Below are 18,423 nucleotides of genomic sequence, written 5' to 3'. Positions count from 1 at the left end.
AATTTTAAAAGGCGTTTCACTTATTTTAAGAAAATCATAGCTATCTGAACCCATGAAGTGGGCTATCTAACTCTTTTTTTCTATGTTTCTATGTGGTAAAATTATTTTTTACTTGTTTTTATTAATTGCACCCAACGGGTTAAAAATTATATCTAAATAAAAAAGACAACCGTTTCCAGTTGTCTTTTGAAAATTTTATGATTTTTATTAGGCTAATTTAGCGTCTAGATTTTCTTTGATGGCAGCTAAAAATGCTTCGGTAGTTAGGTAATCAGCAGCAGTTAAACCTTCTGGTTTTACTAACATGGCTAAATCTTTGGTCATTTTTCCGCTTTCTACAGTGGCTACACAAACTTGCTCTAGGGTTAAACAAAAATCAATTAAGGCTTGATTATTATCTAATTTACCTCTGTGTTCCAAACCTCTTGTCCATGCAAAAATAGAAGCAATAGGGTTTGTAGAAGTGGCTTTTCCTTGTTGATGTTGTCTATAATGACGTGTTACAGTTCCGTGCGCAGCTTCGGCTTCAACGGTTTTTCCGTCAGGCGTTACGAGTACAGAAGTCATTAATCCGAGTGAACCAAATCCTTGTGCAACAGTATCAGATTGAACGTCACCATCGTAGTTTTTACAAGCCCAAACAAAGCCGCCACTCCATTTCATTGCAGAAGCAACCATATCGTCAATCAATCGGTGTTCGTAAATAATTCCAGCTTCGGCAAATTTTGCTTTGTAATGTTCTTGATACACTTCTTCAAAAATATCTTTGAAACGTCCATCATACGCTTTTAAAATTGTGTTTTTTGTCGAAAGATACAAAGGCCATTTTTTTGTCAATGCCATTTGGAACGAAGAATGAGCGAAACCAAAAATACTTTCGTCTGTGTTGTACATTGCCATTGCAACGCCATCGCCTTGAAAATCATATACTTCCCAAGTTTGAGTTTCGCCAGCGTCTGGAACAAAAGTCATGGTTAGTTTCCCTTTTCCTTTAATAACGGTGTCAGTTGCTTTGTATTGATCTCCAAAAGCGTGACGACCAATAACTATAGGTTGTGTCCAACCTGGAACTAAACGAGGAACATTGCTCATGATGATTGGTTCGCGAAAAACAGTTCCACCTACGATGTTACGAATGGTTCCGTTTGGTGATTTCCACATTTTTTTCAAGCCAAATTCTTTAACTCTATCTTCATCTGGAGTTATAGTAGCACATTTGATTCCAACATTATATTTTTTTATAGCTTCGGCTGAATCAATAGTAATTTGATCATTTGTGGCATCTCTACTTTCCATTCCTAAATCGTAGTATTTAATATCCAAATCTAAATAAGGAAGTATCAATTTTTCTTTTATGAAAGACCAAATAATTCGTGTCATTTCATCGCCATCCAATTCAACTACAGGGTTAGCTACTTTAATCTTTGCCATGCTATTTTTATATTAGTTTAGTGTCTTAAAAAATCTGGGTGCAAATATAATGAATTCGTTTATAAAATGTGTATTTCAATTGCTATATCGATTGAATTATGAATTTCGTAAATTGTAGTTTGTAAATTGTGAAAACAATAATTTAGGGCATTTGTTTTTATTAAAAAAAAAAGTCCTGACGATGAAGTCAGGACTTTTATGATAAAACAAAAGAAGGTATTATCTTCTTTTATCTCTAATTTTTGCTTTTTTACCAGTAAGTTCTCTAAAGTAGAAAATTCTAGCTCTACGAACAGCACCTGTTTTATTGATTTCAACTTTTTGTAAAGCAGGCAAGTTTACCGGAAAGATACGTTCTACTCCAATTGCACCTGACATTTTACGAATTGTAAAAGTTTCAGTATTTCCTGAACCTCTTCTTTGAATTACAACTCCTTTAAAAAACTGAGTTCTCGTTTTTTCACCCTCTTTAATTTCGTAATAAACGGTGATGGTGTCTCCAGCTCCAAATACAGGGAAATCTTTTCTTGCTACAAATTCGTCTTTTACGAATTTCATTAAATCTGCCATGATACTATATAATTATGGTTTTAAAAAGAGCAACATTCACGGTTTTCGCCAGAGGTTGGTCTAATGTGGGCGCAAAAGTAATAAATAATTGATAATTAACAATGAATAATTAATAATTTTTTAACTGTCAATTATACATTGTTAATTATCCATTATCTAACAAGTCCGGTCTCCTATTCTTAGTATGTTCGTATGCCATATCTTCGCGCCATTTGTCGATTTTGGCAAAATTTCCGCTGGTTAAAATTTCAGGAACTTTCCAACCTTTGTAATCTGCAGGTCTTGTATATATTGGTCCAGACAATAAGTTATCTTGGAAACTATCTGTCAATGCTGAGGTTTCATCGCTCAATACTCCAGGAATTAATCGGATTAAAGCGTCGCATAAAACGAGTGCGCCTAATTCTCCGCCTGACAAAACATAATCGCCAATAGATATTTCTTTGGTAATAAAATGGTCACGAACACGCTGATCGACACCTTTATAATGGCCACAAAGAATAATAATGTTCTCGTACATCGACATGGTGTTCGCCATTTTTTGGTTCAAAGTTTCCCCATCTGGCGACATATAAATAATTTCGTCGTACGTTCTTTCGGATTTTAAATGCGTGATACAATCATCAATGGGTTGTATGTTCATTACCATTCCTGCGCCACCACCATAAGGATAATCATCAACTGACTTTTGTTTATTGGTTGTGTAATCTCTTAAATTATGAAAATGTACTTGGACAATTCCTTTATCTATAGCACGTTTCATCATCGAAGCTTCAAACGGACTTCGTAATAATTCAGGTAATAAAGTGATGATGTCTATGCGCATGATTTAGTTTTGAAAGTGCAAAGGTACGAAGTTTTAGAGATTGAAAAGTTCAAGGTTTTCAAATTTCCAAATTTCCTATTTAATTCGTAAATTTGCACCTCAATAAAAAATCACAAACATGGAAAACGGAATATACGCTAAATTCAACACCACAAAAGGGTCGATTTTAGTAAAACTAACACACGATTTAACGCCTGGAACTGTAGGGAATTTTGTAGCACTTGCAGAAGGAAACATGGAAAATAAAGTAAAACCTCAAGGAACTAAATTCTACGATGGATTAAAATTTCACAGAGTAATTCCTGATTTTATGATTCAAGGTGGTTGTCCACAAGGTACAGGAACTGGTGATCCAGGATATAAATTTGACGATGAATTTCATCCTTCGTTAAAACACAACCGTCCAGGAGTTTTGTCTATGGCAAATTCTGGACCAGCAAGTAATGGTTCACAGTTTTTTATTACTCATATTCCAACGGATTGGTTGGATAACAAACACACCGTTTTTGGACATGTGATAGAAGGTCAAGATGTTGTTGATGCAGTTGAAGGAAATGATGTTTTAGAAACTCTAGAAATTGTTAGAGTAGGAGAAGAAGCCCAAAAATGGAATGCAATCGAAGCTTTTATAGCTTTGAAAGGTGCTCGTAATAAGCGTGATGCAGCACTGAGAGCTGAAGCTGAAGCAAAAATGGAGCAACTTGCAGCTGGTTTCGAAAAAACCGAAAGTGGTTTGCGTTACCAATTTATTCAAAGAGGTTCTGGTAAAAAAGCCGAAAACGGAAAAACTGTAGCGGTTCATTATGAAGGTTCTCTAGAAAACGGAAAAGTTTTCGATTCTTCTTATCCTCGCAAAAAACCAATTGAGTTTAGATTAGGTCAAGGTCAAGTTATTGAAGGTTGGGATGAAGGAATCGCTTTATTGCAAGTGGGAGACAAAGCCCGTTTTGTAATTCCATCACATTTAGGTTATGGTTCTCACGGCGCTGGAGGAGCAATTCCGCCAAACGCAACGTTGATTTTTGATGTAGAATTAATGGACGTGAAGTAATATACAATTTAGCATATTTGATTTATAAAAATCTCAATAACGAATTTTGTTATTGGGATTTTTTTATATTTACAATTCAAATTTAAAGAATTTATGAGTAACGAAAAACAACCAGATATTTCTTGGCAAGATTTTGAAAAAGTAGAAATGCGAGTTGGAACAATCCTAGAAGCCAATGATTTTCCAGAAGCTCGAAAACCAGCGTATCAACTTACAATCGATTTTGGAGCTGCTATTGGTATTCGAAAAACTTCGGCACAAATAACGGTTCGTTATACGAAAGAGGATTTGATAGGAAGGCAAATTGTTTCGGTTGTGAATTTTCCAAAAAAACAAATTGGAAAATTCATGAGTGAATGTTTAGTGCTAGGTTCTGTTGGAGAGAACAACGAAATTGTTTTATTAGCTCCCGATTTTAAAGTTGAAAACGGATTGCGAATTGGGTAAAAAAAAGTCTAAAACTCTTTCGAATTTTAGACTAATTGATTTTAAAATTGTATTAAAAAACTAAATATCGTCAAATTCAATATCAGTAAAACTTGAAGTTGAAGGTAATTCGTCCTCTGTTTTTTCATAGGAAACTTCTTTCTTGAAATCCTTTTGGTGTCTTTCAGAAATTACTTCTTCGCCTTTGTGGTTCAAAACATACGAAGTCATGTCGTCAAGAATTTCTGCAAAAGCACTAAAATCTTCTTTGTATAAATAAATTTTGTGTTTCTTGAAATGAAAAGATCCATCTTCTTCGGTGAATTTTTTACTTTCGGTAATTGTTATATAATAATCATCGGCTTTAGTGGCTCTTACATCAAAGAAATAGGTTCTTCTACCAGCTCGAAGTACTTTCGAAAATATTTCTTCTTTTTCTAACATATCATTTTCTCTCATAATCGCTCTCTCAATTTAGTGTTGTTAAGTTATAATCAAAAATCTAAAAAATATATGTATTAAACAACAATTATTGTAATTCTTTTTCTGAAAGTTGTTTAAAATATAAAGAGGCATAATAACCGTCTTGCTTTAATAATTGATTATGAGAACCTTGTTCAATAATTTTACCTTCCTCTAGAATGATGATGTTATCCGCATTTTTTGCCGATGAAACACGATGACTTACTATAATCGTGGTTTTATCCTTACATATTTCTTGTAAATTAGTCAAAATCGCTTCTTCTGTTTCTGTGTCAACTGCGGATAAGCAATCGTCAAAAAGTAAGATTTTTGGATTTTTTATAATAGCTCTTGCAATTGCAACTCGTTGTTTTTGCCCACCAGAAAGTGTGATGCCTCTTTCGCCCAAAATGGTTTCGTATTGGTTTTTAAATCCAATAATATTTTCATGAACTACTGCTGTTTTGGCAGCATTTATCACTTCAAGATCAGTTGCATTTTCTTTACCAAATTTTATATTATTTCGGATACTATCCGAAAATAAAAAAGCATCTTGTGGTACAATTCCAATACTGTTTCTTAAATCATATAAATTTAACGTGCTTATTTCTTGTTCGTCGATATTTATTTGCCCGTGAGTTACATCATACATTCGTGAAATTAGTGATAGAATAGTAGATTTTCCGGAACCTGTATTTCCTAATATGGCCAGAGTTTCGCCTTCGTGAACTTTAAAGGATACATTTTTTAAGGCTTCTATATTTGTATCTTCATAAGTATAGCTCACATTTTCGAAAGAAATAAAGCCTTCAATTAATGAATTTTTAGCGTTATTATTTTGGATTTCGGGTTCAATTTTCAGGAATTCATTGATTCGTTTTTGTGAAGCTTCGGCTTCTTGAACCATGGATGAAACCCAACCTAATGAAGCTACTGGCCAAGTAAGCATGTTGACATATAAAATAAATTCGGCAATGGTTCCAATACTTTTTATAGTTCCTTCGATATACATTAAACCCCCAAAGTAGATTACAACTAGATTGCTTACACCAATAAGCGCGATCATTAAAGGACCAAATAAGGCTTGTATTTTTGCCAAATTTAAACTCTTGCTTTTGCTTTCATTGGCTAAAGCTATCATGTTATTTTGATGTTGATTTTCTAATGAATACGCTTTGATAACTCTAATTCCTGAAAATATTTCTTGAGTAAAACTAAATACTTTAGATAAATATTCCTGAAAAACGGTACTGCGCTTATTAATCTCGGAGCTTAGTTTAAATATGGCATACGACAGTAGGGGTAAGGGAATTAACGTGTACAAAGTAAGTTGTGGCGAAACTTTGTACATGTAAATTATTACAATTGCAAACCTGATAAAAGTATTTATAGTATACATTACTGCAGGACCAACGTACATTCTCACTTTTGAAACATCTTCACTAATGCGATTCATCAAATCTCCCGTTCGGTTTTGTTTGTAAAAATTATGCGAAAGGTTTTCATATTGCTTGAAAACTTCATTTTTTAAATCAAATTCAATATGGCGTGACATCACTATTAAGGTTTGTCTCATCAAGAATGTAAGGAAACCCGCAACAATTGTCGTAGCAATTATGAGTAAAATATTCGAAATTAATTCTTTTTGAACAACAGTAATTGGAACCGTTTTGTCTATTTCAAATGATTCTATTATTTTAAAGGATTTACTAATTAATTTTGGAGTAAATAACGAAAATATTTGAGCAATTATAGTGATGAATATTCCAAGGAGAAAGCTGTATTTATATTTGAAAAAGTATTTATTTAAATAGCGTAATTCTTTCATGTGATTTAAGTATTCTTAAGAAATTCAAAGGTAATATGAATTTAGTTTATTTTTCAAGTTTAATTTTATTTTAAAAAATGAAATTCATACTTTTGCGCTCTAAATAATAAAAGTTCTTACAAGGTGGTAAATAGAAGACATATTCGCGTTAAGGTCATGCAATCCATATATGCGATGCATCAAAATGGTTCGGATGATTTAGAAAAAGAGGAAAAATTTCTGTTTCATAGTATAGATGCTATTCAAGATTTGTATCTAATAATGCTGTCGACTTTAATTGAAATTTGCAAAAAAGAAACAATTTTTTTGCATAAATCCAGTCAAAAACATCTTGCAACTGCAGCAGAACTTAAACCCAACGAAAAATTTATTAAGAATCGTGTTTTCCAAATTCTTACCGAAAACAATTCTCTTTCGATAGCTTTAGAAAATCGTAAAATTAACAATTGGATATTAAACGATGATTATATTTTAATCTTGCTCGATGCTATTAAAAAGAGTAAATTGTATCATAAATACATGAGCAATACAATAAACACTTTTCAAGAAGACAAAGATTTTGTCATTGATATATTTACTGAAGTGATAGTTACCAATGATAAATTATACGACTATTTAGAAGATAATAAATTGACATGGATAGATGATATTCCTATTGTTAATACTCACATTATCAAGCAGTTTAATTCGATTAAAGATGTAGAGGAAGGTAATTTTAGAGTTCCAAAATTATTTAAAGACAATGAAGATCGTGATTTTGTGAAAGATTTGTTTAGAAAAACGCTTTTAAACGAAAAGGAGTTTGCCAAAGAATACGATGATAAAACACCCAATTGGGATAGTGATCGTATTGCAGAAATCGACACCATTATCCTTAAAATGGCGATTTGCGAATTTTTAAAATTCCCATCCATTCCTATAAAAGTGACACTCAACGAATATTTAGAAGTTGCCAAGGAATATTCTACACCAAAAAGTAGTATTTTTATAAACGGAATTTTAGATAATTTAGTAAAAGAATTGCAGTCTAGTGATAGAATTATAAAAGCGGGTCGAGGATTAATGTAATCCTTAATTAAATTTGATATGAATAGAAAATTCCTTTTTTTGTGTGCATTCTCTATGCTAGTTTTACTTTTTTCTTGCAAGAAAAAAGAAACTTCAATGGAAATGAATATGAATTTTGCCAAAATTGATTTTTCAAAAAGAGTGCATGATTTTGGAACAATTAATGAAGGAGATAAAGTGAAAACAAGTTTTTCGTTTACAAACACTAGTGATACAGATTTGATTATTACACAGGTTTATGGTTCCTGTGGCTGTACCGTTCCTGAATATCCTAGAGAACCTGTAAAAACAGGAGAAAAAAAGAATATCAACATTTCATTTGATTCACACGGTAAATCAGGTGTTCAAGATATGAGCATAACCATTATTTCAAATACCTATTCAGGCATTGAAAATCTTGGTATTAAAGCAATCGTAACCCCAAAAAGTGGAGTTGCACAATAAATAAAAACAATAAAAATTAAAATTATGGAACAATTAAGTCAGTTTGCACCGTTTCTGTTAATGTTTGTGGTTATCTATTTCTTTATGATTAGACCACAACAAAAGAGAGCAAAAAACGAAAAAGAATTTGAAAGTGCTTTGAAAGTTGGTGATAAAATTATTACAAAAAGCGGTCTTCACGGCAAGGTTTCAGAACTTGCAGAAACTACAGTAGTTATAGAAACTATGTCAGGAAAACTTAAAATGGAGCGTTCAGCAATTTCTATGGAATTGAGTGCTGCTTTGAACAAAAAATAGTTTTATTGAAATTAGTAACCGTAAATCCGCAAATTATATTCAATAAAATCAATTGATTTAATATACGAATTTGCGGTTTTCCTTTTTTTTAAATAGAGGCAAATAATTTTAGGAATCTGTTTTTTTTAATAGTTCTAAAAACGAGCTGTCCATCTCAATTCTGCGCCATTAAAATCTAATACTTCGTAACAAATTCCTGCGTTACAAGCTGGTCCTCCTCTGCGTTGTCCTCCAAATAATTGTAAACTATTGGATTTATTTAATTGGTATTTTACGTTTGCACCAATCCAAGATTTCAAATTGTTTTGTGTTATAAACGAGTCGTTACTCAACTCAGTAACTATATTGAATACTAATTTCGATTTATAGGCATAACCAAGTGTAAGCACATGATTTTGAATATTTTCTCCAGTTCTACTAAAAGTTTGAAACTCATATTCGGTTTTTAAAGTGGCTTTTTTAAAGGCTTTCCATTCAAAATACGTTCCAGCCGAAATTCTATTTTCTTCGAGTTTAAATGGATCTTCGGCATAATCCAGAAATACTTTGGCGTCATGTTTCTGCGCAATTGCAAAACTATACTCTGTAAAATATTCTTTAAACACAAATTCTTTCCCCAGTTTATTTCGTGCAATTGCATTGTTAAATGTCAAGGTTGACGCATCTGGAAAAGTATAGTACATTTCGATTTGATATCCTGTTTCGTTTAATGGTTGCACCACGTGTGTACTTCGATTGAGGACTTTATAGCTGTGTTCTTTGATTAATGCTGGTGGTTCATTAATTCCTGCGCCAACATTAAAATCGTTATAATCTTTGTATTCCGCACTGATTCCTAGTTTTTCAAACGTAAAATTGATATTTCCGTAATACCCATGAGACGATGTTTTAGAGAAATCAGAAAAATTAGTATCGCCGGTTTCTTTTGCAAATTCGGTATAATAAGAAATTATTGGCGATACTTTTCCGGATACAGTTGCCATGCCATATTGTTTATTTCCACTAGCGTTGGAAACATCAAGAACGGCAATTCCTAGAGTTTGTTTTTTAAAGGAATAGTCAGAATAAATCGCTTTTATCTCATCTGAACGGCGCAAACTATTAGATTGTGTTGGTGGAAAAACATTGTTGAGTGGTTTGCCGTAGATAATTTTTGTTGTAAAATTCTTGAATTTTAAGTTTGCACTAAATCCTAAAATATCTCTTTGAAAATAATTTCGGGAACGATAACTCAAATCCTCAAGAATGGCACCAAGAATTTCAAAAGACCGCAACAATAATCCACGTCCTATTGTTTCTTGAAAATTACCCAATTTTACCGTTACAATTTTAGAATTATATTGCAACGAATATTGTGTGAGTTGCGTATAATTTCTTTCTTGAAAAGGCGTGTAAAACTGCTCCCAAGTGATGCCTGCTTTGAAAGCATTATACGTGTATCCAACAACCGCTCTGTCATAAAAACTTGAAAATTTTGAATTATCACTTGGGAGTTTTCCATACTGATATTCTAGTAGATTATTACCACTAATCTGGGCTACTAAAACATGGATAGAACCAAAAAATAAAGCCAAGAGCAATACTCCTTTTTTAATTTCTTGCATATCAATTTGCATTTAGATTTCGTTCTAGTTCGTTAATAATTAACTCCGCATCTCCCGAAACGAATCCTTCGTGTATCCAAATAATCTTGCCCTTTGAGTTGACTAAAATGAGTGTTGGAAAAGCCATTAGATTCAAACGATTCTTGATTTCTGAATCAATATCTAACAAAATTGGATATTGTATTTGAAGTGATTTACTTAATGGTGCCACTTTTGCAATGCTTCTTGGTCCATCACAACTAATGCCTATTATCGCAACTCCTTTGTCTTTATAAGTGGCGTATATTTTATTTAATTCTGGGATTGCTTTGTTACAAGGTTTGCACCAAGTGGTCCAAAAATCGATTAAGGTTAGTTTTTCTCCTTTTAATTCCGAAAAATCCCGGCTGGTGTTTTCAATATCTTTCAACTGAAAATCAGTAACCGTTTGCGCTTGAATACCCATAAACGCAAAGGTTACAAATACTGCTATCCATTTTTTCATTATTGCTCTTTTGAATTAGTTAAAACTAAGATTCTATACGTTTAAAAGATATAAATTGAATTTCTAACCAAAGGATTAATTTATAAGAGATTGAACTTTTAGTTTAACGGCATCAACATCGCCAGCCGCGCCTTGTGTTCCTGTGAAAACAATTTTTCCAGCTTTGTCAATAACAACAAGTCGGTCGTAAGTAGTTTTGTAAGAAGCTGCAACACTAGATGCAGTTAATAGTAACGGAAATGATACGCCAGTTGCAGTTTTAAAACCTTGAACCGAGCTTGCATTTCCGTCCCATTGATCCAATCCTAAAATTTGATAATCTGTTTTTGAAGCAAAAGGGGTAACTAATTTTGATTCAAAACTTGGAGCAATAGCTTTGCAGGAAGGACAGGTATTTCCGAAGAAGAAAAGCACAACGACTTTGTTACTATAATCAGACAATTTAACTTGTGTATTGTCTAAAGAGGTTAACGTGAATGCGGGTGCAGTTGTCCCAGATGGAGTTGGAGTTGGATTTGTAGTTGCATCGTCACTACCAGAACATGCATTTAGAGCAAAAAAGATGATTATTAAAAAAGATACTTTTTGAATAGTCGAAAAAAGTATTGTTGCGGATTGAATTTTTAATTTTTTCATGATATTTTTAATTTTAGATTTTTAATTTTTTTATAGTCACTAGCTTTTAGTAACATTTTAATTTAAAGTTAAAAGAGCTGCCTGAATTTTCTACACTTATTAAGTCAAGAGTAGAGTTGTGCAAGTCCAATATTTTTTTTGCAATAGCAAGGCCAAGACCAGTGCTGTTTTTTAAATCGGTGAAATTGTTTGCTTTATAATAACGAGCAAAAATTTGTTCTCGATCATTTTCTGGAATTCCAATACCGTTGTCTGATACTGTAATTTCTACATTGTTATCCGTACTTTGTGCTGTTTGGATAATTATTTTTCCACCTTCGGGAGTGAACTTCATTGCGTTATCTATAAGATTTTGCATCACACGTTCGATTAGCGAAACATCAGCATAAACAGGCGGCAATTCTTTGGACAAAATGGTGCTTATAGATATGTTTTTAGTTTGTGCAATGAGCTGGTATTTGCTACTTATATCGCTTACTAATTCACTAATTATGAAAGGTTCTTTCTTGGCTTGGACTTGATTTGCTTCGAGTTTTGAGAGTTCAAAAAGTTCGTTTACTAGTTTCTCTAACTTTTCGGCACTTTCTCGAACGGTATTTATATAGCGTTTTCGTTCTTCGGCAGTGATGGTTTCTTCTTTCATTTGCAGGGTTTCTACATAACCGCGAATAATAGCAATTGGTGTTCGCAAATCGTGAGAAACATTAGCAATAAGTTCGCGTCGGAGATTTTCTACTTGTTTGAGTTTGTCAATATTTGTGGTCAATATATCCGCCATTTCATTAAACATTTCGCCCAGTTGTTTTTCATCGCCAGTGGATTGTAATTGCACACGAGCAGTCAAATCTCCTTGTCGAAATTTTTGCATTACGGTAAGTATTTTCGAATAATTTTGGGTTATAATTCGAATGATTAGTAAACCAATTACTAACGTAAACAAAAGCGTAACGAGCATTGTTCTAGCACTGAGTTGTAACATATAACTTCCAAAAACGGAATCCGAAGCGACTTGATGTTCTTGACCTTTTAACACTACATAAATGTATGCGTAAAGCATGTTATTCATGGTTAATGGTGAGGCCGAAAATACTTTTTGCGTACCTGGATTTAATGGATCATCTCCTTTGATAAATTGATTTGTACTGTCATTTATAAACAGAAGCACCGGTTTCAAATTGATCGATTCCATTGCAATTTTCTTTTCTGGCGGATACCAAGCAATTATTTTTCCTTTTGGGTCAACTAGATAAACTTCAAGACTTGGATTGATAGCTCTAACGTGATGAAACATTTCCTCTAAAGCAGGTTTTATAACCTCTCCATTATAGAAAGGTGTTGAATTTTCGACAATGTTCTTGGCAGTGTCGTGATTCAATCGTTGATTTACTTCGTCTAAATAGTTATCAGAATACCCAAAACTAATATAGATGTACATTAATCCAACAACCGTTAGTAGTATAAAAAACACGGCCGAGATTTTCCAGAATAAGCTATTGAAGGTTTTCTTTTTCATATAAATTCTATTTTATTTCATCAGTAAAGCGATAGCCAATTCCCCATGTTGTTAAAATGTATTTTGGGGAAGCGAGATCTGTTTCTATTTTAGTTCTTAATCTATTAATGTGTGAGTTTACCGTATGTTCATATCCCGAGAATTCATAACCCCAAACTAGGTTTAATAAGTTTTCACGTGAGTAACTTTTGCCGGGATTTGACATGAACAAGTAGAGTAAATCAAATTCTTTTGGTGTAAGTTCGACTTTAGCGTTGCTCAATGTTACCTTTCTTTTTTGCGGGTCAATTGATAATGAATCACAGGTGAAAACTTCTTCGGAAATGCTTTTCTCTTTGTTGTCGATTTCACTTCGACGAATAATTGCTTTTACACGTGCTATAAATTCTCTTATACTAAAGGGTTTTGTCAAATAATCATCGGCTCCAGTTTCTAAACCTATGATTTTGTCTATTTCTTCGCTTCGTGCTGTGAGCATCAAGATGGGTGTGAAATTTTTTTCGGCACGAATTCGTTTGCAAATTTCGATTCCATCAATATCAGGAAGCATAATGTCAAGAATGATTAAGTCATACTTATTCTTGGAAGCGTAACGCAATCCATCGGTTCCATTGTTTGCTTTAGTTGTTTGACAATGAATGTCTTTCAAATGAATATCAACTAATTCAATTATGGAAACATCATCTTCGACCATTAAAATATTTTTCATCAATGAAACTTTATTAGTTTTTTAAAATTGGCACAACTCAAATCTACATATAAAATTAAACTCTTTTGCAAAAAAATGCGATACTATTTTGAGTATGACTTTTCTGATTTTTAAAATTTACATTTTAATAATTATTCAGCTGCCATGCCAACAGCACCTGCAAGTAAACCGGATACTGTTCCTATATTTGTAAGTCCACCTTTGTTATTGATGCTAAAGATACTTATAGAATGACCGTTTGTGTTTAGCACATATAAATAACGCGAGTCGCGACTTAAATACATATCAATTGGTCCATCTCCAGATACTACGGTAATTCCGTTTGCATCAATTAATTCTAAAGCACCTGAATTTGTTATTTTGTATCCTGAAATGTTATCGCTTGCAGTATTTGTAGTATAACAAAAACGACCGTCATTGGTTACAACCACCCAACATGCAGCAGCTTGAAAATTTCCTATTGGACCAGAAATGAGATTTAAATTTCCGTTATCGTTCAACGAATACGAAGTTAAAGCGCTTAATCCTGCGGCTCCACCAAAAGCATCCGATACAATAAGAGTATTGTTTTTTCCAAATTCAAAACCAAAAGGCGTTTGTCCAACCGAAGCATTTACAACAGCATCGCTTGGTAAACCAGATGAATTTACTGTATAAGTTAGAATGTTATTTGTTGCTTTTTCGGTAACAACTATCTGACTTCCTGATTCATTAAACTGGATTTGTGCTGCACCAGCACTTGAACTACTCAAAGGTTTTGTTGATGCCACAATTGGATATAATTTATGAGAATCAGAGATTGTAAAACCACTAATGTTACCTGTTCCACCAGCATTCAAGACATAGACTAAATTATCATGTGTTGTAATGCTTACAGGTCGCATTCCGTTGGAAGAAATTTTATCAACAAGCGTTAAGCCAGATTTACTAATATGCAAAATAGATATTTCATTACTTCCTGCATTGCAAGCATATAGATACTCTTCTTCGATGATTAGTGAACCTTGAGATCCAAGTCCACCACCAGAACCATTACCGCCAGTTGCATAAGTTCCGGCAGCGGTAAGTTGCCCATTAGAACTGCGATTGTACACTACAATGTTGTTTCCGCTAGTTGCATTGTCCATTACATAAACTGCTCCTGTACTGTTTTGCCCCACTCGAGCAGACGAAGCAGAAGTCGTGCTTTCAAGAGGTGAAGCACTTTCGTCTTGACATCCGTTTATAATAAATAAACACAATGTTAATCCTGTTAAAAAGAGATTTGATTTTTTCATAATTAAATATTTAAAAGTTATTAATTTATTATGAAGCAAATCTCGTTTGAAGTTATCACGAAATTATTGCAGAAGTATAAAGTTTTTATAGAGCTGTGTTTTTAAAATGCTAGATGTCTTTGTTAAAAAAAAATCAGCTCCAATTCATGACTTGAATTGGAGCTGATTTTATAGTTTAAAACTATTTTTTCTTGCTTTTATTTTTTTTATTTTGCTTTGCTTTTTTAGATTTAGCTTTAGCCTTTTTTTCTTTTGCTTTCGCTTTTACTTTTTCTTTTTTAGCTTTTTCTTTTTTAGCTTTATTTACCTTTTTTGCTTTAGCCTTAGCTTTTTCTTTAGTTTTCGCTTTTTTAGCTTTTTCTTTCTCTTTTTCTTTCATCTTGTTGTTTTTGTTTTTCTTTTCTTTTTTGATTTCTTTTTCTATTAGAATAACCACTTCTTCTGAAATAACTACTTCTTGATTTTCATCAGCTTCTGGAATATCAATGTTTGTCTCAACTTCTTGGGTTGGTTTGCTAACCCTTGGTTTTCTTAGTTTAGGTGTTGCTACTACCTCAATGGTTTCTGGGGTAATTTCATTTGCAATTTCTTCCTTGTTTTCGTCCATAACTCTCTTTTTAAAATGATTTATTTCTAATGTAAATTAATTGTTAACAAATATAATCATTAAAACAATCCGCCAATGTTAAGTTTTTTTACCTGATTTTTCTCCACAAAAAAACCATCAATAGATGGTTTTTAATTAAGTTTGATGCTTTTTTATTGTTTTATTTGACATGAGGTTTGGCTGTTAATTCGGCGATTTTTACAATTACTTCAATTGCTTTTTGCATGCTTTCAACGGGAACATATTCGTATTTTCCGTGAAAATTATGACCGCCTGCAAAAATATTTGGGCAAGGTAACCCTTTGTATGACAATTGACAACCATCGGTTCCGCCTCGAATGGGTTTTATGAGTGGCTTTATCCCTAGTTCTTTCATGGCTTTTTCGGCAATATCTACAATATGTTTTACGGGTAAAACTTTTTCTTTCATATTATAGTATTGGTCCTTTATTTCGGTAATAATAATATCTTCACCAAATTGCTTTGTAAATTTTTTATTGAATTTCTGGGCAATTTTGGCAATAAATTCTTTACGTTTTTCAAATTTTTTCTTGTTATGATCACGTATAATAAGTTCCAAAACCGTTTCCTCAATGCTTCCTGAAAGATGGTGTACATGAAAAAAACCTTCGTAACCTCTTGTTTCTTGGGGTGTTTCTTTTTTAGGTAATTCGTTTATGAAATCATTGGCGATAAGCATAGAATTTATCATTTTGCCTTTGGCATAACCTGGATGTACGCTTTTTCCTTTGAAAGTAATTTTGGCAGAAGCCGCATTAAAATTTTCGAATTCTAATTCCCCAACTTGACTTCCGTCCATGGTGTAAGCCCAATCGCAACCGAATTTTTCGACATCAAAATGGTGTGCGCCACGACCTATTTCTTCATCGGGCGTGAATCCTATTCTGATTTTTCCGTGTTTGATTTCGGGATTTTTAATAAGGAATTCCATTGCGGTAACAATTTCGGTAATTCCGGCTTTGTCATCAGCGCCAAGAAGCGTTGTTCCGTCGGTCGTGATTAGGGTTTGCCCTTTGTAAAGTAATAAATCTTTAAAATAGGATGGTGACAAAACGATATTTTGCTGACTATTTAAAATAATATCTTTTCCGTCGTAATTGGGAATAATTTGAGGTTTTACGTTGGCTCCAGTAAAATCTGGTGTGGTGTCAAAGTGGGATATGAATCCAATTGTGGGAACATCATGTTTAACATTGCTTGGCAAAGTAGCCATGATATAGGCTTTCTCGTCAATAGTAACGTCTTGCATTCCAATGGTTTTTAGTTCTTCGACAAGTTTATTGGCTAAGTCCCATTGTTTTGCTGTACTTGGTGTGGTATCGGAACTGGAATCGGATTCAGTATCAATTGTTACATAACTGACAAATCGATCTATGATGTGTTGCATTTTGTTTTTGTTTTACGCAAATATAAACTTTTTTTTAGGAGTTTTTTATTGATTTGGAAATTCAAAAACATAACTTTTACCTACTATAAATAGTAAACCATGAATAATTGATTCTGGTAAAAATTCTAATTTATCCAATAAATAATCATAGTTTTTATTGTTGTAATTTGTAATTACAAAAAGTGATGAATTCGATTTTAAAAAGACATTATTTATATTATCATCTTCAATTTTGCTATTTGAAAATAGATCTATAACATTTATTTCTTTATTCTCTTTTTTAAATTTTATAAACTCAAAAGCAGATAAGGGTATGTTTTGATTCGCAACTTTAAAAACAATTGATTTACCCACATCGATCATAATCCACTTTTGAAATTCATTGCAATAGACTTCATTAAAGGAATGTCCGCCAGAAATAGAGGAGTCCTTTGAGGAATTTTTCATCCCCCATTCTTTTACTTTTAAATCATTAATTACACAAAAATTATTGAAAACTTGTGCAACATCACTGCAAACACCGCCTTCGCCTTGAATCATTTTTTTTAAAGCTGTCGTTGACGATTTACCTAACCCTGGTCCGCCTTTGATATTGTTTTTTAACCAAAGTGTGATTTTTTTTGCCTTTTCAAAGTTGGTTAAAGTTTCACTATAATTAGCGAATATTTTTGTGTTTAATTCATAAAAAATTGAAGAAACATTATTTTTCTTGTTGATGTCATTATAGCAATAGTGCTCTACGGAAGATAAAGTGGTGTTTTTTGAAACTAATCTAAACCTAATTTTATATAATAAAGGATGTCGTCTTAAATACCATTGAATAGATCTACCCATTTGTATGAATTTAAATGAAGTTGCTGAAATTTTATTCAGCAACAAACTGTTTTACAAACTTGATTTGGGGTAGTTTAAGTTGTAATATCTTACTAAAGTAGTGTTTTATTATTAAAAACTTAAAGGGAATATAAAATATTTTATTTTTTTAATATTATACAATTATATGCCCCCAATTTTCTCCAGATTTGATTCTGCGAATTTGCATTTCGCTAACACCAAACTGTTTTGCAATCATTTTAAGCCGTGTTTTTTGGTCTGGCTTAGCTAGGATTTTTTTTATGAGCATAACCTTTGTTACGGTTAATTTTTTTCCGTCTGATTTTATATTGTGCTCTAATAAATTTTTTTTGGCTTGAATTACAAATGGGCTTTGCCTGCTGTGTTCTATCATTTCATCTCTAGTCGCCCATTTTAAATTTCGATAATCGTCATTGTCACGCTTTCTATCTAAATGTAGGACAAATGTTTGTTCTTCAGAACTTTTAGGTATAAAAAATTCCGCAATAAGTTTTGAAAAAAACAAATGCTTGTTGGATACTTTTCCGTCTGTGTAGATTTTGTATTTAAAAAGTTTATAACCGTCAGAAGTTCCTCCTTTTAAAATCCTGCCAAATTTCATGTCTTTTACAAAACTAATCAATCGGCCTTTGTTCGAAATTGCATAGCGTAACTTTAGTTTATCTTCAATTATAATTTCCCTAAACTCTTCGTTGGGGTAAATTCTAATCATTTTCATAGGTTCTAATTTCATACGAATTATAAATTATTTTTTTAAAATTATGTAAATTTTATAACGTCTTGTGGCTTTAAGATAATAGTGATTTTGCTACAAAAAAAAGTTTAACTTTCAAATATACAAAACAAATTTTATTTGTGAGACTTTTTATGACCTAAATGGCTAATGAAGCCAGAATAATCCCTAGTATTTTGATATTTATTAATACG

Annotated in this window: 20 protein-coding genes; 5 read left to right on the top strand and 15 right to left on the bottom strand. The window is 32.6% G+C overall.

Annotation, left to right across the window (positions count from 1 at the left end):
- Positions 1-207 precede the first annotated feature (207 nt).
- The 3 genes from RMO53_RS13360 to trmD form a co-directional block, all read right to left on the bottom strand.
- Positions 208-1,431 (bottom strand): isocitrate dehydrogenase (NADP(+)), encoded by a 1,224-nt coding sequence (locus RMO53_RS13360; protein ID WP_310381658.1) that lies wholly within the window; start codon positions 1,429-1,431, stop codon positions 208-210.
- A gap of 219 nt (positions 1,432-1,650) precedes the next feature.
- Positions 1,651-2,001 carry a 50S ribosomal protein L19 gene (gene rplS, locus RMO53_RS13355; RefSeq protein WP_310381656.1) on the bottom strand — a complete coding sequence of 117 codons (351 nt, stop codon included), beginning with the start codon at positions 1,999-2,001 and terminating at the stop codon, positions 1,651-1,653.
- Between the two features lie 145 nt (positions 2,002-2,146).
- Entirely contained in the window at positions 2,147-2,827 is a 681-nt protein-coding gene (gene trmD / locus RMO53_RS13350; RefSeq protein ID WP_310381654.1) for a tRNA (guanosine(37)-N1)-methyltransferase TrmD, read from the bottom strand.
- A 118-nt stretch (positions 2,828-2,945) separates the two neighbouring features.
- On the opposite strand from trmD, the gene RMO53_RS13345 reads away from it, so the two are divergent.
- Positions 2,946-3,878, top strand: coding sequence for a peptidylprolyl isomerase (locus RMO53_RS13345; protein ID WP_310381652.1), 933 nt, complete (start codon positions 2,946-2,948; stop codon positions 3,876-3,878).
- Between the two features lie 93 nt (positions 3,879-3,971).
- The gene (locus RMO53_RS13340; protein ID WP_310381651.1) at positions 3,972-4,325 is read left to right on the top strand and encodes a tRNA-binding protein; all 354 of its coding nucleotides are present in this window, start codon (positions 3,972-3,974) and stop codon (positions 4,323-4,325) included.
- Positions 4,326-4,385: 60 nt separating this feature from the next.
- Here the strand turns inward: RMO53_RS13340 and RMO53_RS13335 are convergent, their stop codons facing one another.
- Together RMO53_RS13335 and RMO53_RS13330 are read right to left on the bottom strand one after the other, a co-directional pair.
- Complete coding sequence (locus tag RMO53_RS13335) at positions 4,386-4,763, bottom strand: PUR family DNA/RNA-binding protein (RefSeq protein WP_310381650.1); 378 nt, start codon at positions 4,761-4,763, stop codon at positions 4,386-4,388.
- A gap of 70 nt (positions 4,764-4,833) precedes the next feature.
- Positions 4,834-6,594 (bottom strand): ABC transporter ATP-binding protein, encoded by a 1,761-nt coding sequence (locus tag RMO53_RS13330; protein ID WP_310381648.1) that lies wholly within the window; start codon positions 6,592-6,594, stop codon positions 4,834-4,836.
- Between the two features lie 156 nt (positions 6,595-6,750).
- On the opposite strand from RMO53_RS13330, the gene nusB reads away from it, so the two are divergent.
- Genes nusB through yajC form a run of 3 tightly spaced genes read left to right on the top strand, consistent with a single transcriptional unit; the run spans position 6,751 to position 8,403 of the window.
- Positions 6,751-7,662, top strand: coding sequence for a transcription antitermination factor NusB (gene nusB, locus RMO53_RS13325; protein WP_310381660.1), 912 nt, complete (start codon positions 6,751-6,753; stop codon positions 7,660-7,662).
- 18 nt (positions 7,663-7,680) lie between these two features.
- On the top strand, positions 7,681-8,106 hold the full coding sequence (locus RMO53_RS13320) for a DUF1573 domain-containing protein (protein ID WP_310381645.1): 426 nt from the start codon (positions 7,681-7,683) through the stop codon (positions 8,104-8,106).
- Between the two features lie 24 nt (positions 8,107-8,130).
- On the top strand, positions 8,131-8,403 hold the full coding sequence (gene yajC, locus RMO53_RS13315; protein ID WP_310381643.1) for a preprotein translocase subunit YajC: 273 nt from the start codon (positions 8,131-8,133) through the stop codon (positions 8,401-8,403).
- 134 nt (positions 8,404-8,537) lie between these two features.
- On the opposite strand, the gene RMO53_RS13310 is transcribed toward yajC, so the two are convergent.
- The 10 genes from RMO53_RS13310 to RMO53_RS13265 form a co-directional block, all read right to left on the bottom strand.
- Positions 8,538-10,007: a DUF6029 family protein gene (locus RMO53_RS13310; RefSeq protein WP_310381641.1), complete on the bottom strand. Its 1,470-nt coding sequence runs from the start codon at positions 10,005-10,007 to the stop codon at positions 8,538-8,540.
- A 1-nt stretch (position 10,008) separates the two neighbouring features.
- Entirely contained in the window at positions 10,009-10,491 is a 483-nt protein-coding gene (locus tag RMO53_RS13305) for a TlpA disulfide reductase family protein (RefSeq protein ID WP_310381639.1), read from the bottom strand.
- Positions 10,492-10,566: 75 nt separating this feature from the next.
- Positions 10,567-11,127, bottom strand: a complete 561-nt coding sequence (locus RMO53_RS13300) for a TlpA disulfide reductase family protein (RefSeq protein ID WP_310381636.1) — start codon at positions 11,125-11,127, stop codon at positions 10,567-10,569.
- A gap of 46 nt (positions 11,128-11,173) precedes the next feature.
- A complete protein-coding gene (locus RMO53_RS13295; RefSeq protein ID WP_310381634.1) occupies positions 11,174-12,640 on the bottom strand; it encodes a HAMP domain-containing sensor histidine kinase in 1,467 nt (488 codons plus the stop codon).
- A gap of 7 nt (positions 12,641-12,647) precedes the next feature.
- Positions 12,648-13,349: a response regulator transcription factor gene (locus RMO53_RS13290; protein WP_310381632.1), complete on the bottom strand. Its 702-nt coding sequence runs from the start codon at positions 13,347-13,349 to the stop codon at positions 12,648-12,650.
- A 131-nt stretch (positions 13,350-13,480) separates the two neighbouring features.
- A complete protein-coding gene (locus RMO53_RS13285) occupies positions 13,481-14,626 on the bottom strand; it encodes a beta-propeller fold lactonase family protein (protein ID WP_310381631.1) in 1,146 nt (381 codons plus the stop codon).
- Between the two features lie 181 nt (positions 14,627-14,807).
- On the bottom strand, positions 14,808-15,233 hold the full coding sequence (locus RMO53_RS13280) for a hypothetical protein (RefSeq protein WP_310381629.1): 426 nt from the start codon (positions 15,231-15,233) through the stop codon (positions 14,808-14,810).
- Positions 15,234-15,393: 160 nt separating this feature from the next.
- On the bottom strand, positions 15,394-16,641 hold the full coding sequence (gene pepT / locus RMO53_RS13275; protein ID WP_310381627.1) for a peptidase T: 1,248 nt from the start codon (positions 16,639-16,641) through the stop codon (positions 15,394-15,396).
- 45 nt (positions 16,642-16,686) lie between these two features.
- Positions 16,687-17,475, bottom strand: coding sequence for a transglutaminase domain-containing protein (locus RMO53_RS13270; RefSeq protein WP_310381625.1), 789 nt, complete (start codon positions 17,473-17,475; stop codon positions 16,687-16,689).
- Between the two features lie 154 nt (positions 17,476-17,629).
- The gene (locus RMO53_RS13265; RefSeq protein ID WP_310381624.1) at positions 17,630-18,208 is read right to left on the bottom strand and encodes a hypothetical protein; all 579 of its coding nucleotides are present in this window, start codon (positions 18,206-18,208) and stop codon (positions 17,630-17,632) included.
- Positions 18,209-18,423 lie beyond the last annotated feature (215 nt).

It is taken from the genome of Flavobacterium sp., assembly GCF_031409475.1.
Classification (GTDB): domain Bacteria; phylum Bacteroidota; class Bacteroidia; order Flavobacteriales; family Flavobacteriaceae; genus Flavobacterium.
Note: the sequence above shows the minus strand (reverse complement) of the source record. Positions and strands in the feature narration are given on the sequence as shown.

Bases quoted from the DNA above. Each gene is read 5' to 3' on its own strand.
- RMO53_RS13360 (WP_310381658.1), bottom strand. From the start codon at position 1,431: ATGGCAAAGATTAAAGTAGCTAACCCTGTAGTTGAATTGGATGGCGAT.
- rplS (WP_310381656.1), bottom strand. From the start codon at position 2,001: ATGGCAGATTTAATGAAATTCGTAAAAGACGAATTTGTAGCAAGAAAA.
- trmD (WP_310381654.1), bottom strand. From the start codon at position 2,827: ATGCGCATAGACATCATCACTTTATTACCTGAATTATTACGAAGTCCG.
- RMO53_RS13345 (WP_310381652.1), top strand. From the start codon at position 2,946: ATGGAAAACGGAATATACGCTAAATTCAACACCACAAAAGGGTCGATT.
- RMO53_RS13340 (WP_310381651.1), top strand. From the start codon at position 3,972: ATGAGTAACGAAAAACAACCAGATATTTCTTGGCAAGATTTTGAAAAA.
- RMO53_RS13335 (WP_310381650.1), bottom strand. From the start codon at position 4,763: ATGAGAGAAAATGATATGTTAGAAAAAGAAGAAATATTTTCGAAAGTA.
- RMO53_RS13330 (WP_310381648.1), bottom strand. From the start codon at position 6,594: ATGAAAGAATTACGCTATTTAAATAAATACTTTTTCAAATATAAATAC.
- nusB (WP_310381660.1), top strand. From the start codon at position 6,751: ATGCAATCCATATATGCGATGCATCAAAATGGTTCGGATGATTTAGAA.
- RMO53_RS13320 (WP_310381645.1), top strand. From the start codon at position 7,681: ATGAATAGAAAATTCCTTTTTTTGTGTGCATTCTCTATGCTAGTTTTA.
- yajC (WP_310381643.1), top strand. From the start codon at position 8,131: ATGGAACAATTAAGTCAGTTTGCACCGTTTCTGTTAATGTTTGTGGTT.
- RMO53_RS13310 (WP_310381641.1), bottom strand. From the start codon at position 10,007: ATGCAAGAAATTAAAAAAGGAGTATTGCTCTTGGCTTTATTTTTTGGT.
- RMO53_RS13305 (WP_310381639.1), bottom strand. From the start codon at position 10,491: ATGAAAAAATGGATAGCAGTATTTGTAACCTTTGCGTTTATGGGTATT.
- RMO53_RS13300 (WP_310381636.1), bottom strand. From the start codon at position 11,127: ATGAAAAAATTAAAAATTCAATCCGCAACAATACTTTTTTCGACTATT.
- RMO53_RS13295 (WP_310381634.1), bottom strand. From the start codon at position 12,640: ATGAAAAAGAAAACCTTCAATAGCTTATTCTGGAAAATCTCGGCCGTG.
- RMO53_RS13290 (WP_310381632.1), bottom strand. From the start codon at position 13,349: ATGAAAAATATTTTAATGGTCGAAGATGATGTTTCCATAATTGAATTA.
- RMO53_RS13285 (WP_310381631.1), bottom strand. From the start codon at position 14,626: ATGAAAAAATCAAATCTCTTTTTAACAGGATTAACATTGTGTTTATTT.
- RMO53_RS13280 (WP_310381629.1), bottom strand. From the start codon at position 15,233: ATGGACGAAAACAAGGAAGAAATTGCAAATGAAATTACCCCAGAAACC.
- pepT (WP_310381627.1), bottom strand. From the start codon at position 16,641: ATGCAACACATCATAGATCGATTTGTCAGTTATGTAACAATTGATACT.
- RMO53_RS13270 (WP_310381625.1), bottom strand. From the start codon at position 17,475: ATGGGTAGATCTATTCAATGGTATTTAAGACGACATCCTTTATTATAT.
- RMO53_RS13265 (WP_310381624.1), bottom strand. From the start codon at position 18,208: ATGATTAGAATTTACCCCAACGAAGAGTTTAGGGAAATTATAATTGAA.